Origin of the sequence: Paraburkholderia sp. EG304 (genome assembly GCF_046543485.1) — a bacterium.
GTDB classification, from domain to species: domain Bacteria; phylum Pseudomonadota; class Gammaproteobacteria; order Burkholderiales; family Burkholderiaceae; genus Paraburkholderia; species Paraburkholderia youngii.
In genome coordinates this window covers 100334-113994 of the sequence record NZ_JBKGUA010000012.1, presented here as the reverse complement: position 1 = coordinate 113994, position 13661 = coordinate 100334, and the positions used below count along the sequence as shown (strand labels likewise).

Annotated in this window: 17 protein-coding genes; 1 reads left to right on the top strand and 16 read right to left on the bottom strand. The window is 64.0% G+C overall.

Annotated features, from left to right (window positions below):
* Positions 1-49: 49 nt before the first annotated feature.
* The 4 genes from ACLFKU_RS16875 to ACLFKU_RS16860 form a co-directional block, all read right to left on the bottom strand.
* Complete coding sequence (locus ACLFKU_RS16875; protein ID WP_410849808.1) at positions 50-520, bottom strand: hypothetical protein; 471 nt, start codon at positions 518-520, stop codon at positions 50-52.
* A gap of 4 nt (positions 521-524) precedes the next feature.
* Positions 525-1253, bottom strand: a complete 729-nt coding sequence (locus ACLFKU_RS16870) for a M35 family metallo-endopeptidase (RefSeq protein ID WP_410849807.1) — start codon at positions 1251-1253, stop codon at positions 525-527.
* A gap of 38 nt (positions 1254-1291) precedes the next feature.
* Complete coding sequence (locus ACLFKU_RS16865) at positions 1292-1714, bottom strand: hypothetical protein (RefSeq protein ID WP_410849806.1); 423 nt, start codon at positions 1712-1714, stop codon at positions 1292-1294.
* Positions 1715-1979: 265 nt separating this feature from the next.
* Positions 1980-2252, bottom strand: coding sequence for a phage baseplate assembly protein (locus tag ACLFKU_RS16860; protein ID WP_410849864.1), 273 nt, complete (start codon positions 2250-2252; stop codon positions 1980-1982).
* Between the two features lie 79 nt (positions 2253-2331).
* Here ACLFKU_RS16860 and ACLFKU_RS16855 point away from each other — a divergent pair, with 79 nt between their 5' ends.
* Entirely contained in the window at positions 2332-3306 is a 975-nt protein-coding gene (locus tag ACLFKU_RS16855; protein ID WP_368586140.1) for a GlxA family transcriptional regulator, read from the top strand.
* A 32-nt stretch (positions 3307-3338) separates the two neighbouring features.
* Here the strand turns inward: ACLFKU_RS16855 and ACLFKU_RS16850 are convergent, their stop codons facing one another.
* From ACLFKU_RS16850 to ACLFKU_RS16795, 12 genes are all read right to left on the bottom strand, one after another.
* Complete coding sequence (locus tag ACLFKU_RS16850; RefSeq protein WP_410849805.1) at positions 3339-3878, bottom strand: hypothetical protein; 540 nt, start codon at positions 3876-3878, stop codon at positions 3339-3341.
* Between the two features lie 321 nt (positions 3879-4199).
* Positions 4200-5195: an MxaL protein gene (locus ACLFKU_RS16845; RefSeq protein ID WP_368586138.1), complete on the bottom strand. Its 996-nt coding sequence runs from the start codon at positions 5193-5195 to the stop codon at positions 4200-4202.
* Positions 5192-5737 carry a tetratricopeptide repeat protein gene (locus ACLFKU_RS16840; protein ID WP_368586137.1) on the bottom strand — a complete coding sequence of 182 codons (546 nt, stop codon included), beginning with the start codon at positions 5735-5737 and terminating at the stop codon, positions 5192-5194. Before ACLFKU_RS16840 ends, ACLFKU_RS16845 begins: the two co-directional genes overlap by 4 nt.
* On the bottom strand, positions 5734-6720 hold the full coding sequence (locus ACLFKU_RS16835; RefSeq protein WP_368586136.1) for a vWA domain-containing protein: 987 nt from the start codon (positions 6718-6720) through the stop codon (positions 5734-5736). Before ACLFKU_RS16835 ends, ACLFKU_RS16840 begins: the two co-directional genes overlap by 4 nt.
* Positions 6717-7643 carry a calcium incorporation protein MxaA gene (locus tag ACLFKU_RS16830; RefSeq protein WP_410849804.1) on the bottom strand — a complete coding sequence of 309 codons (927 nt, stop codon included), beginning with the start codon at positions 7641-7643 and terminating at the stop codon, positions 6717-6719. The genes ACLFKU_RS16835 and ACLFKU_RS16830 overlap by 4 nt, the downstream gene beginning before the upstream one ends.
* Positions 7640-8551 (bottom strand): DUF58 domain-containing protein, encoded by a 912-nt coding sequence (locus tag ACLFKU_RS16825; RefSeq protein ID WP_410849803.1) that lies wholly within the window; start codon positions 8549-8551, stop codon positions 7640-7642. The genes ACLFKU_RS16830 and ACLFKU_RS16825 overlap by 4 nt, the downstream gene beginning before the upstream one ends.
* A gap of 19 nt (positions 8552-8570) precedes the next feature.
* Positions 8571-9593, bottom strand: a complete 1023-nt coding sequence (locus tag ACLFKU_RS16820) for an AAA family ATPase (protein WP_410849802.1) — start codon at positions 9591-9593, stop codon at positions 8571-8573.
* Positions 9594-9791: 198 nt separating this feature from the next.
* Positions 9792-10352: a DUF3280 domain-containing protein gene (locus tag ACLFKU_RS16815; RefSeq protein WP_368586132.1), complete on the bottom strand. Its 561-nt coding sequence runs from the start codon at positions 10350-10352 to the stop codon at positions 9792-9794.
* Between the two features lie 4 nt (positions 10353-10356).
* Positions 10357-11361 (bottom strand): LysR family transcriptional regulator, encoded by a 1005-nt coding sequence (locus tag ACLFKU_RS16810; RefSeq protein WP_410849801.1) that lies wholly within the window; start codon positions 11359-11361, stop codon positions 10357-10359.
* Positions 11362-11368: 7 nt separating this feature from the next.
* On the bottom strand, positions 11369-12145 hold the full coding sequence (locus ACLFKU_RS16805; protein WP_368586130.1) for a hypothetical protein: 777 nt from the start codon (positions 12143-12145) through the stop codon (positions 11369-11371).
* Positions 12142-13053: a substrate-binding domain-containing protein gene (locus ACLFKU_RS16800; RefSeq protein WP_410849800.1), complete on the bottom strand. Its 912-nt coding sequence runs from the start codon at positions 13051-13053 to the stop codon at positions 12142-12144. The genes ACLFKU_RS16805 and ACLFKU_RS16800 overlap by 4 nt, the downstream gene beginning before the upstream one ends.
* 32 nt (positions 13054-13085) lie before the next feature.
* Positions 13086-13505 carry a c-type cytochrome gene (locus ACLFKU_RS16795; protein WP_176120582.1) on the bottom strand — a complete coding sequence of 140 codons (420 nt, stop codon included), beginning with the start codon at positions 13503-13505 and terminating at the stop codon, positions 13086-13088.
* Positions 13506-13661 lie beyond the last annotated feature (156 nt).

Sequence of the window (13661 nt, the reverse complement as noted above, 5' to 3'; positions counted from 1 at the left end):
CTGCACCGACGCGCCGAAGGTAAAAGCCCCGCCGAAGCGGGGCGAATTTCTATTTGACGGCCTTGCTCGTCGGCGTTATGCGGGGATCGTCGCATAGTCGTTCGCAGCCGCCCTTGCAAAGCGGCATGAGACCAACGCTTAGCTGTAGGTATCCCTTGAATCCGCTGTTGTCTTGCGGATAGGGCGACTCTTCCAGATGGGTGTCGACATATATATATTGCGACTTCACTCCAAGTTGAATTAGGAATTCTTTCAACTGTTGACCCCTCGACTTTGCTAATTCTTCTGCATTCTTTTCGCCGACGTAAGCGTTTGTGACGATTTGAGCCTGAATTTCAACGTCGGGCCATCGGCGTGCATTTGATACTAAGTCCACCATTTTAAGACGATAGGAATTAGGAATTCCCTGATAGTTAAGCGGAACACTTTCCGTAAAATCTTCCGAAATAGTACATGCAGCCGCCTGCTGAGAAGCGGCGAACCAAAAAGCCGAAAGGACGGCGAACGCGAATTTCTTCATGGGATCACCAGATCTTCTTTTGGTTGAATTCCGTTTGGGTATCGAAGTGCGCGATGTAGCATGCGATGCTATCTGCGTTCCTGCAAGCCCCCTCAGGATCGTTCTGAGCCCAGTAACCGACGCCCCGACCAAAACCATACATCACATCGTCTGAATTGAATGTATCGACATAGTGCGTGCACTCATGGATGATTACCTTCAATTGGCAATTTGCTGAGACTGCAACGGGTGGCAGCGTGCAAAAATGGGGATAAATTGCAATATATCGCCTTTGCGAATCTGGCTTGCACACAGCAGCATCGTTCGTGCCCCTATCGGGAACTATTGCACAGGAAAGCTGTACAACCTTCTGTTCGTCCCAACGAATTATTTTCTCAGGTTGCAGTTCTCGCATCGCGGCTGCAAGCCGTGGTAGACCGATATTCAATTTATCGCGGATATATTGATCGCTCCTGCCAAACCAGATTCCTGCGCGATCCTGTGCTGACATATCCCAACGTGCAACATCTGCAATGCGCTCCTTTATGAGAGTTAACGCTGCATCTCGTAAACGCATTATTAACCCTCTAAATTCTTTATTGCTCATATTTGGACAGATAGGCGTCGTATTGATTACGACATTGGATATTGACCCGGGAATGGCATTGGTAATGGCTGTGCCGACCTTTGTCCATTCTTCATTCTCGTCGGTCTTAAAGTATTGGCTATTCTTGGTCAGAAATTCATTTGTCATGTGTTCACCAGAGATAGAAGACTTACCTGGGTCCACTGCTATTGCCCGGCAACTTCGATGGAAACCTCACTTGCTTTATCTGTCGAAACACGCTGGGTCCGCCCTTGGGAATCGGTGACACCTTTCGCGATGACCCTCGAACCGACGCGGATCCTGTAACGCACCCCCGCCTGCCGCTTGCCGGTGGAGTCTCTTAGCTCGAACTGCTCGTTGAACCGTTTAGGGTCGCGTCCGCGACAGTTGCACGCCCATGCATAACCCAACGCTTCGGCCATGGCGTAGCCGGATTTCGTCTTGCGAACCCTGTCAAACGGAAAGAACTCGCCGGTTTCGGCGTTCAGGGCCTGTGCGGACGGCATCGGCGGGAAGTTTGAGTAGATCGAATAGGTGATACGGCAAAGGTCGCATTCTTCCTCGACCGTCCAATCCGTCCCACTGCTTTGCTGTTTCAGTTGCTCCATTACTCTCCTCAACAGTTTTCAGGCGATTCCTGGCGAATTAATCATCGAAACGGATCACGGTCAACCGCATTAATTCGGGATAAGCCCGTTTTGACAACTATTTACGATGGTGTCAGTTATCTCGATTTCTATTGCATATTCCTGCTGGCGCGGGACAAAAAAAGGCGGCACTGAGCCGCCTTTATCGTCAGGGATCGAAACTGGTTAGTGTTGCGTCCATGAAGCATCCATAGCCGCCAGTTTCGCGTTTATGCCTTCCGTAGAGTCAGCGAGAATCGCTGCCGCATCTTCCGGTGACAGTTGGCGCTATGTCGGCGGTAGCCATGTTCGCGAATTGGAACGAATCGAACTGCACGGCGCAGTCCGCCACGTCCTCGCACTTGCCGCGCCCCGATATGGACAGCGTGTGTGTCGTCGCACTCAACGACCCCGCAACGCGGTCAACGTAGCCGGTGACAACGGGGTCCGCGCCGATCTTCACGACGCAGGGGTCGCATTGAAGGAGAAGCCGAACTACGCCATCTGCCATTTCGTCCAGCTGGACGGATCGATTCTATGCGCGTAGTGTTTGGCAAAACTTCGATTGTCCCCTTGATTTCTGCCACCCATTCGCTCACATGTCCAGCGCTCTCCGCTCTATCGTGCTGCTCGCCTTCCCGAACATGCAACTGCTCGACGTGAGCGGTCCGCTGCAGGTATTTGCGTCCGCCAATGAGCTCGTCGCGCAGCGCGGGCTCGGCAAGCTCTACGCACCCCGCGTCGTGGCTGCCTCAGCCGGGCCCGTCATATCGTCGTCGGGACTCATGGTGCTTGCCGCATCACTGCGCTCGGTGAAGACGCCGCCCGATACGCTGATCGTTGCGGGCGGCCGGGGCGTTCGCCAGGCATCGGCCGATCAACGCCTGATCCGCTGGACGCAGCGCCACGCGCCGCATTGCAGACGCGTCGCGTCGGTCTGCTCGGGCGCGTTCCTGCTCGCCGAGGCGGGCTTGCTCGACGGCCGGCGCGTCGCCACGCATTGGGCGCGTTGCGACGAACTCGCGCAGGCCTATCCGCAACTGCAAGTCGAAGCCGATCCGATTTTCATTCGCGATGGCGATATCTGGACATCGGCGGGCGTCACCGCCGGCATCGACCTCGCGCTAGCGATGCTCGAAGAAGATCACGGCCGCGCGTTGGCGCTCGAGGTCGCACGCGAGCTCGTCGTGTTTCTGAAGCGGCCGGGTGGGCAGTCGCAATTCAGCGCGGCGCTGTCGCTGCAACATGCCGACGACCGTTTCGGCGAATTGCATGCATGGATGACGTCGCATCTCGCAGCCGACCTGTCAGTGCCCGCGCTCGCGCAACGGCTGCATATGAGCGAGCGCAGCTTCATGCGCCACTACAAGGCGCAGACGGGCCGCACGCCCGCGCGCGCGGTCGAGCAGCTACGCATCGAAGCGGCACAACGCTTGCTCAGCGAGACATCCTGGTCGATCAAACGGATCGCGGCGCGATGTGGATTCGGCAGCGAGGAAACGATGCGCTGCAGCTTCGTGCGCCAGCTGCGCGTGGCGCCGCAGGTGTATCGCGAGCGCTTTTCGTCGACGTGACGTGCGCGGCCCGGGAACCCGCGCGACATCACTCAGTAACGGCGTTTGACGATCAGCGTCGCGCCCGTATCGTGAGAATGCAGTATCGCGACGCGCGCGGTGCCGGAGAACACCCAGTTGTCGACCGTCAAGGACAAGCGTCGCTGCGGTGACTGGCCAATCGACAACACTGAACCGTTCATCTGAACGATGGATATTTGCGGCGCGGTAGATGGACCCATACGCAGAGAATTCGAAGCACTCTGCGCGGCAGCATTTGCGCCCGGTTCCGACAACGGTGCGAACGCCGGTCCGGACGACACCGGGGCTTTCGCGGTGCCGAGCTGGACATCGCGCGCAAGGTCCACGCTATAGTAATTCTCCATTTGCGCGTAGAACGGCTTGCCCCGATCCCCTTGATACTCCATCGCATAACGCTGCTGCCGCTGCTGCTCGAAGTAGCGCCGTGGCTCGGGAATGGGCGGCACGACTTCGACGGGCGACGCGACGATATTGGCGACCATCATCGCTTGCGGCACATCGCCGAAGGGGCCTCCCGCAAACGCGTAGCCGCTCATCAAGACGAGTACCACTCCGACAATCCTCTCGTTTTGGCACGTCATCGGCATGCCTCCATGAAGGAATTGAAACCTCACATGACACGGCGCGTCACTCGAACCGCGCGCCTGGCAGCGTCGCTTGCATTCAGACATTGTAGTCAGTGATTTGCGTACCGGTAGGTCAATGTGTGAGCTATCTCGCGCGTGTGGCGAAGACCGGCAAAAGCTTCTGGCGCAAGCGTCCCGAGTCGAACAATCCCGGCAACTCTTGCGAGGTTTGGCGAGCAACTAGGTGGTCAGATCGGATACCCGCATCTTCAACCGTTGCAGCGTCAACGGTCGCACTCGCGGTAGTCAGTCGGCGCGTGTCGACCGGCCATTGAATGCCGGCGCGATATGCAAAACGATTGTTTGAATGCGCTTTCGCCACGCGCGCGACCATGCGAGAACGGCGTCGGGCATGAAGCGCGCGACGAGCAGCAGCAACGCGAGCAGCGCGGGACACCAGCGCAGATCGGTCGGCACGGGTTCGCGGCGGGCGAAGCGCGCTTCGACCAGCGCATCGCCGAACGACGTCACGTTCAGCAGACGCCGGTAGTCGAGGCCCGTCTGCCGAGCCAGCGAAGCGAGGTACTCACCGCGCAATTCGGACAACTCCTCGTGCGATTGCGCCGCCACCCCGGAGCCGGGCGTAGGCGACGCCTGGATCACGTCGTCGGCCTGCCAGACGCCGATCCGGTTGCCGTCGGCATCGGTCTTCGGAATGGCCGCTGGCTGGTCGCCGCCGACGCCGATCAGCCAGCCGCTGATCCGCGCCGCATTGATGCCTTCCATCAGCGGGCGCGACGCCAACAGCGGCGGCGCCTCCTGCCCATCGGTGACGAACGCGATGGCCGCGCCGCCGCCGACGTCCTTCGCGACGCGCACGGCCGAATACACACCGCCTTCGGCAATGCGGCTCCAGTTGGTCCAGCGCATGCGCCCGTCGATGCCGTCGAGCGACACCAGCAGCGCGTCGTAGTTGCCGCAGACTTCGACCGGCGCCATCAGCAGCAACACCCGCTGCCCGGTGAACACGCTCCAGCCGACCTTCGAGCCGCACGGCAAACGCTCGAGCGCATCGCGCATCGCGGCCTGCGCAAACTTGAGCCGGCTGACCGGGGCGCCGTCGAGCACCACGTCCTCGACATCCATGCTTTGCGTGATGTCGAACGTGACGATGTAGTTAAACGTGTGGCGCGGCAACGTGACGTCCGGCATCGCGACCGCCGCGATCAAAGCGACGAGCGCGAGCGGCGTCAACGCGTGACGCCATTTTGCGAAGCCACGCTCGCGCTGAACGCCGCTCATGGCAGGTCCTGGCTGCGCGCGTCGCGCACTGTGACGTTGTGCTGCTCTTTCACGTCGGGCCCGGCGAGCGCGGACGGCGTTTCCGGCGCGAGCCACAGCGCGCGCTCGAGGTTGTAGCGCGCGTCCCAATCGTCGGGCGCCGCGCGCAGCGCGAGCCGGTAGCGCGCCTTGGCCTCGCCGATCATCGCCAGAGACCTGACCGTCTGCGCGTCGTCACCGCTGCCTTCGCGCAGGTACAGGTTGCCGAGATCGAACAGCGCCGCGCGGCCGACTTCGTCAGGCGGGCTGCCCTCGGGGAGCAGACCGTTATAGAGCCGCGCCGCCGCGTCGTAGGAGCCCGCTTTCGACAGCGCTATCGCACGGGCCAACTGAACCTCGCGCGCATCGCCGCCGGCTTGCTGGTCACGCGCGGCGGCGTTCGTCGCGACAATGGCCTGATTGACGCGCTCCGCGTGCTGCAGACGAACGAAGCCATACGCGGCCCACGCGGCGCAACAGATCGCCACGGTGCCGAACAGCGTGTGGATCAGCGTGCGCTTCATGCCCAGCTCCTCACCTGCAACCGGTGCAACAGCACCAGCAGCGCCGCACAGAACAGCGCGAGCGCGAAACAGTACGGACTCAGATCCTGGCGAGGCAGACGCTCGACGAACGTCGTCGTTGCGTTCTGCTGCCGGTTGATCTCCGCGATCGCCGCCATCATCGCCTTCGGGTCTTCGGCCTGAAACAGCCTGTAAGGCGTCTTCAAAGTCAGAAAGAAGCGATGCAGCTGCGCTTCGGCCGAGCTTCCGCTGGCCGGCTGCGCCGCGTTCAGATCGGGACTGAAGACGCTGCTGCGCAGGTAGATGAAGTACAGCGCGATCCGGTTGCGTCGCAGTCCCTCCTCGATGCGCCGTTGCATCGTTTCGTCGAGCAACGCGCCGCCGTCGGAGACGAGCACGATCGCGCGGCGGCCCGACGACAAGCGCCCATCGAACTGCGCGATCGCCGCGAGCATGCCGCGATCGAGCTCGGTGTCCGGCATGCCGCGGCCGATCGCCGTGGCCGCGACCGCGGCCTCGATCACGCGATGGTTGTAGGTGAACGGCATCGCCAGCACGGGGTTGGTGCCGAACATCATGAACGCGAGGCGGTCGTTCGGCCGCTGCTCGACGAAGCGCGTCAGCGCCTCGCGCGCCACGTGGTTCTTGGAGTCGCCGCGCGGCGCCTCGACGCCCTTGCTGCCCATCGGCTCGTCCATGCTCTGGCTGCGGTCCATCAGGATCAGGATCTGTGCGCCGCTGCCGGTGCGCAGCACCTGCAACTGCGAGCGCCCCGGCCCAGCCAGCCCGACGACGATCGCCGCGATCGCCAGCGCCGCGCCACCGCGGACGAGCCAGCCCGCCATGCGCCCGAGGTCGTCAGCGGGCAGCCATGCGACGTTCGAAAACACCAGCGTGTCGCTGCGCCGCCGCAGCAGCGGCAGAGCGGCGAGCGGCAGCAGCACCAGCATCCACGGAAGGGCGAAATCGAGGCTCATGGTCATCGCTGATGGCGCCTCTCCGCCCGATACAGCGCACGGCACAGCGCGTGCAGCGAAAGCTCGCCGGCACTCTCGACGGCGTGCGGCGCCGGCGTGAAAAAGCGCTCGGCCGAGGCCAGATAGAAACGTTCGAGCTGCGCGCGCAGCGGTTGCAGATACGGCGCACGCGCGAGCAACGCGGATAGCGAAGCCGCATGCACGACCTGGCCGGCGGTTTCGTTCAGCGCGCGATGCAGGCAGACCCACGCATCGTTCGATGAAGCAGCGGGCGTCTCCGGCAGCCGTTGCATCTGCCGCCACGCCCGCGCGAACGGCAGCCGCGCCGCCTCGCGCCGGTTGCGCGCCCACCACCAGCTCGCCCACACGAGCAGCGTCGCGAGCAGCAGGCCGAGCGCCCACGCGATCTGCCGGCGCCAGCCGGACGTGGCCAGCATCGGCGCCTGCCGGTCGGGCCGCAGCGGCTGCAAGTCCCCCGCAGCGAACACGGTTTGCGGCGTCAGCGGGCCGATGCTCGCCGGCCATTCGGCGACCTGCAGCCGCGTGCCCGCCGCGGACGTCAGCGTCAACGCGGGCAACGTGATCTGCGTGAGCGTCTGCGGCGCATTGACGACCTGATAGCCGATCACCATCCACTTGCGGCCGTTCGCATCGGTTTCGAGCGTCACGGGCCGGCGTTCGAGCCACACGCCCGTGCGTCCGACCGAAGGCGGCGTGACCGCGCCGATGTCGCGACCGTCGGCCTCCAGCAGCACGCGCTGCGTCAGCACATCGCCAAGCACATAGCCGAACGCGCGCGGCTCCTGAACGTGCGCGGCCACCTCGGCGGCGCTGGCCGTCGCGCAAGCGGCGCCGCCGCATAGCGACGCGATCAGCACGCGCAGCGCCGCCCGACGCGCGCAGCCACCGCGCAGCCCGCGCGCGCTCATACCGTCAGCTCCAGAAAGTAGCGCGACATCGCTTCCGGATCGAACGCGCCTTCGACAAAGAACGGCCGGATGCCGCGCGCGCCGAACACCGCGGCAAGTTCGTCGCGACGGCGCGCGACGCCTTCGCGCCAGCGCTCGCGCACGCCGCGCGATAGCCACACGCGACGCTCCTCGCCGGACTCCGCATCGTTGACGGCCAGCAGCGACGCGTGCTGCGGCGGCGTGGTCTCGGCCGCGTCCCATACGACCATCGGCACCACGCACGCATGCACCAGCATGTCGAGCACCGGCGACAGTCGCGCGAGCGGCCAGTGGAAATCGGACACCACGAACACGAGCGCCTGGCGTCCGGCGATACGGATCGCGCAACGCCGCAATCCTTCGACGGCTCCGCGTTCAGCGTGACGATCGGCTTGACGTTCAGCCTGATCATTCGCCTGACGAGAAGCCGTATCACTCAGGCCTTCGCGCAGCATGCTCGCGAGCAGCGAACCGGTGCCCCGTCCCGTGCGCGCCGGCATGAACAGATCGTCGCGTTCGCCGCTATCGAAGGCCAGCATGCCGAGCCGGTCGCCGACCCGGAACGCGCTATGGCCGAGCGCTTCGACGAAATCAGCGACGACCTGCAGCTTGGTCTTATGGGTGCCGAATTGCATCGACGCCGACACGTCGACGATCACGAACACCGACACCGCGACGCGCTGCAAATGCACGCGCACGAGCCACTCGTCGCGCGCCGCGCGCAAGCTCGCGCGCAGATCGAGCCGGCGCGGGTCCGGATAGTCGAACAGCCGGCCGTGCATCGCGAACTGCTGGCCCGAGCCGAAGCTCGAGCCCGGATGCGAGCCGGGCCGCGCACCGGCCGCGCGCATCGGCAGACGATAGTGGAATTCAGCGGTGCCGTTCATCGTGTAGGCGCGCCGGCGTTCAGCGAGGCACGGCGATGTTCGCGACGATCCGCGCGATCAGCGCCTCGGCCAGCTCCTGGCGGCGCAGCTCGTAGATCGGCGTGAAGAACACGCGATGACCCAGCGCCGGCAGCAGCACTTCGTGGATGTCCTCCGGAAGCAGATGCGTGCGTCCGGCGAGCCACGCGACCACGCGCGCCGCGCGCAACAGCGCGCTCATGCCGCGCGGACTCGCGCCGGCGAGAATCAGCTGCTCCATGTCGACGCCATCGAGCGCGATGCCGAAGCGCGCCGGCGTTTCCGTCGCCTGCCAGATGTCGTGCACATAGCGCTCGATCGTCTCGCTCGCCTGCACGCCCTGCTGGATCGCCGCGCCGATCCGGTTCAACTGTTCCCACGGCACGATCGACGGTGTCAGTTGCGCGAGCAGGCCGTCGACGTCATGGAACCTCGTGTCGAACACGAGGCTGCGCCGCGCCTCCTCGTCGGTCGGCGTCGGCATGTTCAGCTCGAACAGGAAGCGGTCGCGCGCCGCCGACGCGAGCTCGAAGGTCTCTTCCTTCTCGACCTTGTTGCGGTCGGCGTACACGGTCATGTGCGGAAAGCGATGCTCGCGGCCGAACGCCCACACGGAACGCTCGGCCATCGCGCGCAGCAGCAGCGATTGCACCTGCGGGCGCGCGCGATTGATCTCGTTGAAAAAGAAGGTGGTCAGCTGCTCGCCGTGGCGCAGCAGCGGGCCCGGCTCGATGCGCGGCTTGCCGTCGGCGTCGACATAGGTGTGATAGACGAGGTCGCCCGGCATCAGATCGATCGTGCCTTCGACGCGCTCGAAATCGCCGCCCACCACGCGCGCGAACGCCCGCAACACGGTCGTCTTGCCCACCCCGACGCCGCCTTCGAGCAGCACGTGGCCGCGTGCGAACAGCGCGACGTTGATGAGCCTCAGCGTTTGCTGCTGACCGACGACGACTCGCGCCACTTCGTTTTCGATCTGCTCGGCGTGAGAACGCCAGTCCTGAAGCTGCTCGCCAGAAACCATCGCTGCGATCCCCTTCCGTGGTCGCTGGCGTTTATTTGCGCGACGCCCGAACGTCGACGCGCTTCAAGACTCGCCAGCCTTCCGTTCAAGCACGGTTTATGCCGATCGCGCGCGTGGGACGCAAGAGTTAAATCGAATGCGAAAGGTTGGCAGCCTGTCACGACAGCCGGGTACAGACTGTGCCATCGATGCGGCCTATCACGCATCGTTCATCAGCAAGCCGACGAGCGCGCTCGCGCCGCGCCGCCACGACAGATCCGTGTTGCCGCGTATGTCGACCGAGCGCTGGAACAGCGTCCTGCCGCTCGCGACGTCTTCGACCCGGAGGTTCAGATTGAGAATCAGGTTGCTGACTTTCTGCACCCAGCAGACGCCCACCTGCTCGACGCCCAGCGCACGCCCGACCTGGCGGGCGCAACCGTCGCAGGTGGTCAGGTCCTGCGCCGCACCGAGCCGCGCGATCAGCTCGGACGCGCGGCCGTTGTCAGCCACGCGATAACGCTGGCTCGCATCGAGCTGCGCGCGCACCGCATTGCTGACCATCTCGATGCGCGCCGCTTGCACGCGGTTGGTATCGGCATCGTTGTAGGCGGCGTTATCGTCGATCAGGCCGCAGTTCAGCACGGCGATCGTCACCGGCTCGGCGCGCGCCGGCACGACGCCGATCACGAAGAAGCCGGCAAAGCCCACGCACAGCACAGCCGCGCAACGCACGAACGCGGCCTGGTGAAACGAACGCCATGCACGCAACTCACGCATCGCGCTAACGCTCCGCCCCGACCGGCCGTTTCGCGAACACCCCTGCAAACTGCGCATATTCCTGCTCCAGATGCACCGCCGCATGTTCGAGCAGGAACTGCCGGAACATCACGCTGGTCGGCGAAAGCTGCTTGGTGCGCAGATGCACGATCTGCCACGTCCGTACGATCGGCGTGCCGTGCACGTCGAGCAGCGCGATCTCGCCGGTGCGCAACTCCAGCTGCAGCGTATGCAGCGAGATCAGGCTCACGCCCATGCCGGCCATCACCGCCTGCTTGATCGTCTCGTTGCTGCCGAGCGTGACGGTTTTCGCGGGAGTGAACAGATGCTGCCGAAACATCGCCTCGGCGGCCATGCGCGTACCCGAGCCCGGCTCGCGCAGCAGGAAGGTGTCGTTGCGCAACTCGTGCAGATCGAAGCGGCGCGCGCCGCACAGCGGATGATGCACCGGCGCGATCACCACCTGGGGATGGCTCGCGAGCGGCTCGGCCGTCGTATCGAGCTCGGGCGGCGGGCGGCCCATGATCGCGAGATCGATCGCGTTGTCCTGCAACATGCGCAGCAGCGCGTCGCGATTGCCGACCGAGAAATGCACGTCGACCTTCGGGTATAGATGCGAGTACATCGCCAGCAGTTTCGGCGCGAAGTAGGTCGCCGAGCTGACGATGCCGACGTTGATCGAGCCGCTGTCGGCCTGCTTCAGCGACATCATCGCGTCTTCGGTGTCCTTGATTTCGCCGAGAATGCGGCTCGCGTGGTGGGTCAGCACCTCGCCCGCTTCGGTCAGCGTGAGCTTGCGCGCGACGCGCTCGAACAGCCGCAGGCCGACCGCCTCTTCGAGCTGATGAATCTGCATCGACACTGCCGGCTGCGTCAGATGCAGCTCCTCGGCCGCGCGCGCGAAACTCGTATAGCGGCTCGCGACGACGAAGATCTGCAACTGCCGCAGGGTCAGCGTGCGAACGAAATTCAGCTTGACCCGGTTCGTCGCGAAGCTCGCGTTCTGCATCGGAAACTCAACGGCTCGCCCGCGGCGCATTCGACGGCTTCGCCGGCACCTTGCCCGATGGCAACTTGTTCAGCGCGGATTGAAAACTCAACGACTCCGAATGCGCCGGATGCGCGAAGTCGTTGTTGGGGCCCGGCACGTCGGTGCGAATCTGCAGGACCTGGCCCGGCACGCCGTCGGCGAGCAGGAAGGTGTAGCGCTTGCCCGTGTATTGCGCGAAGCGCGCCGCGTTCGGATCGTTCAGATAAGGCTGCACGACGATGCGCCGCACGCTGACCGGCTTGCCGCCGAGCTCGCCCGGCACGCTCTCGATCTGCGGCCCCGCGGCGAGCGCGAGACGCAGACGCTGCTGGAAATAGCGGCGCTGCCCGCCGGTGAGACCCTGCATCTCCGCGATGTCGCGTTCGAGGAAATAAATGATCGCCGGATTGCACTGCAGTCCGCCGATCGGCAAGTTCACGCTGCCGGTGTGGTCGGTCACCTGTGCGTCGCCCTTCGCGTTGTTCTCGCTGACCACCAGCACCTTGACGACATCGGTGCTGCGCGAGGGCTGCTCCGAATCGATCAGCGCGTAGTCGAGCTCGGTCTGCGCGGCGACGCCGTGCAAATGATCGGTCAGAAAAATCAGCCGCTCCGCCGGCGTGATGTCGTCGCCGCCCGCCGCCGACGCGGCGCTCGCCGGGCTTGCCGCACGGCTTGCGGCCGGCGCGAGGCACAGCACGCACAGCGTCCCCATCAGCGCGGCGCGTGCCGCTCGCAGCCAGGCGCCGCGCGCGCGCGTCATTGCGATGCGTCGCCGGGTTTGCCCGCCGGCGCGTCGACCGGTTTGAGCATCGGCACCTGGTAGGTCGCGAGGATGCTGTCGATCTTGTCGTGATTCGCGCCGATCCATTGATCCACCTTGTCCTTCCAGTCCTTCTCGCCGTAGCGCACGCCCATCGAGATCGTGTAGTCGAAGCGGATGCCGGGTCCCGGCGGGAACGGCACCAGCCTGACCGAATCACCGGCGCGCTTGGCGAAGTAACCGGCGATCGGCCCCCACAGGAACACCACGTCGACGTTGCCCTCGTGCAGATCGTGTTCGATCATCTGGCCAGGGTACACGCCCGGATCGCCGCTTTGCACCTGATACGACACCGCCTGGTCGATCAGGTTGTGGCCGAGCAGCCAGTCCACCGCCGGGGTTTGCGAAAAGATTCCGAAACGCAGCTTGTGCAGCTGATCGGGCGGCAGTTTCAGCAGGTCGTCGGGCGTCTTGATGCTTGCGAATTCGGGGCGGTTCGGCAGCACCATCGCGTAGGTCGAGCGCAGATACGGCTGCGTCGTCGACGTCATGTCATAGCCCTTCGGCACGCCGATGATCAGGTCGCAGCGATAGCGCTCGCTGCCCACCGCCTTCTCGCGCAACGTGTGGCGCACGAAGCCCATGCGCTGCGGAAAGTACGTGTATTCGAGCTTGTAGCCGAAGTCGCTCGCCATCTGGGCCGCGATGCGGTTCTCATAGCCCTCGCCCTTGTCGTTCGACAACGGCATGTTGTTCGGGTCCGCGCATACCCTGAGCACGCCGTCCGCGCCGTCGTTGTTCGGCAGCGCGGGGCCATCCGCCCGGACCGCGGCGCTCGCGAGCGCCGCCCCACACAACGCGGCCGCGATCACGCTGACATGCACGGACATGCTTCTCTTATCACGCATCGTGAGCCTCCGGAAGAATGACGGCGCGGCCGTTAATTCGAGTCGATGGCATGCAGATCGCCCGGCTTGATCTGCCCATCGGAGCGTCCTTTCAGATACGCATAGAGATTTTCCCAGTTCTTTTGCATCATCTGGCTCGTGCTGAAATCGGGCATACCCTTATCCACCCGGCCGCCGAACACGGTGCGATGAAATTCGTTCTTGTCCAGCGTCTTGAACGCGTCGATCAGCGACGGCCCGACCATGCCCTGCTGCTGCGCGCCGTGACAGCGTTCGCAAGCGAGCGCGCGCCACGTCTTCCAGCCCTGCAGCGTATTACTGTCGACCTTGTTACCGTCGACTACCTTGTACGCGACCTGCGCAATCGAAGGATTGTTCTGCGCGTATCCGACGGGCAGCATGACGAGCGCTACGGGCAACGCGGTGAGCAACAGGATAGATCTGCCTTTCATGCACATGTCTCCATCTGGGAAAAAGCCGCGCCCCGATGCGTTTCAGCGACGCATCCACCAACGGGCGCGATTTGGGGGTAATTCAATGCTTTGCGCGAGGCTGACGGGGCGGCCGTGCCTGTTCAAGCCGCCCCACTGGTTCAGCCTTTCATTTCA

Bases quoted from the DNA above. Each gene is read 5' to 3' on its own strand.
- ACLFKU_RS16830 (WP_410849804.1), bottom strand. From the start codon at position 7,643: ATGAGCGCGCGCGGGCTGCGCGGTGGCTGCGCGCGTCGGGCGGCGCTG.
- ACLFKU_RS16835 (WP_368586136.1), bottom strand. From the start codon at position 6,720: ATGACCATGAGCCTCGATTTCGCCCTTCCGTGGATGCTGGTGCTGCTG.
- ACLFKU_RS16805 (WP_368586130.1), bottom strand. From the start codon at position 12,145: ATGACGCGCGCGCGCGGCGCCTGGCTGCGAGCGGCACGCGCCGCGCTG.
- ACLFKU_RS16855 (WP_368586140.1), top strand. From the start codon at position 2,332: ATGTCCAGCGCTCTCCGCTCTATCGTGCTGCTCGCCTTCCCGAACATG.
- ACLFKU_RS16840 (WP_368586137.1), bottom strand. From the start codon at position 5,737: ATGAAGCGCACGCTGATCCACACGCTGTTCGGCACCGTGGCGATCTGT.
- ACLFKU_RS16845 (WP_368586138.1), bottom strand. From the start codon at position 5,195: ATGAGCGGCGTTCAGCGCGAGCGTGGCTTCGCAAAATGGCGTCACGCG.
- ACLFKU_RS16815 (WP_368586132.1), bottom strand. From the start codon at position 10,352: ATGCGTGAGTTGCGTGCATGGCGTTCGTTTCACCAGGCCGCGTTCGTG.
- ACLFKU_RS16795 (WP_176120582.1), bottom strand. From the start codon at position 13,505: ATGAAAGGCAGATCTATCCTGTTGCTCACCGCGTTGCCCGTAGCGCTC.
- ACLFKU_RS16875 (WP_410849808.1), bottom strand. From the start codon at position 520: ATGAAGAAATTCGCGTTCGCCGTCCTTTCGGCTTTTTGGTTCGCCGCT.
- ACLFKU_RS16865 (WP_410849806.1), bottom strand. From the start codon at position 1,714: ATGGAGCAACTGAAACAGCAAAGCAGTGGGACGGATTGGACGGTCGAG.
- ACLFKU_RS16870 (WP_410849807.1), bottom strand. From the start codon at position 1,253: ATGACAAATGAATTTCTGACCAAGAATAGCCAATACTTTAAGACCGAC.
- ACLFKU_RS16810 (WP_410849801.1), bottom strand. From the start codon at position 11,361: ATGCAGAACGCGAGCTTCGCGACGAACCGGGTCAAGCTGAATTTCGTT.
- ACLFKU_RS16825 (WP_410849803.1), bottom strand. From the start codon at position 8,551: ATGAACGGCACCGCTGAATTCCACTATCGTCTGCCGATGCGCGCGGCC.
- ACLFKU_RS16820 (WP_410849802.1), bottom strand. From the start codon at position 9,593: ATGGTTTCTGGCGAGCAGCTTCAGGACTGGCGTTCTCACGCCGAGCAG.
- ACLFKU_RS16800 (WP_410849800.1), bottom strand. From the start codon at position 13,053: ATGCGTGATAAGAGAAGCATGTCCGTGCATGTCAGCGTGATCGCGGCC.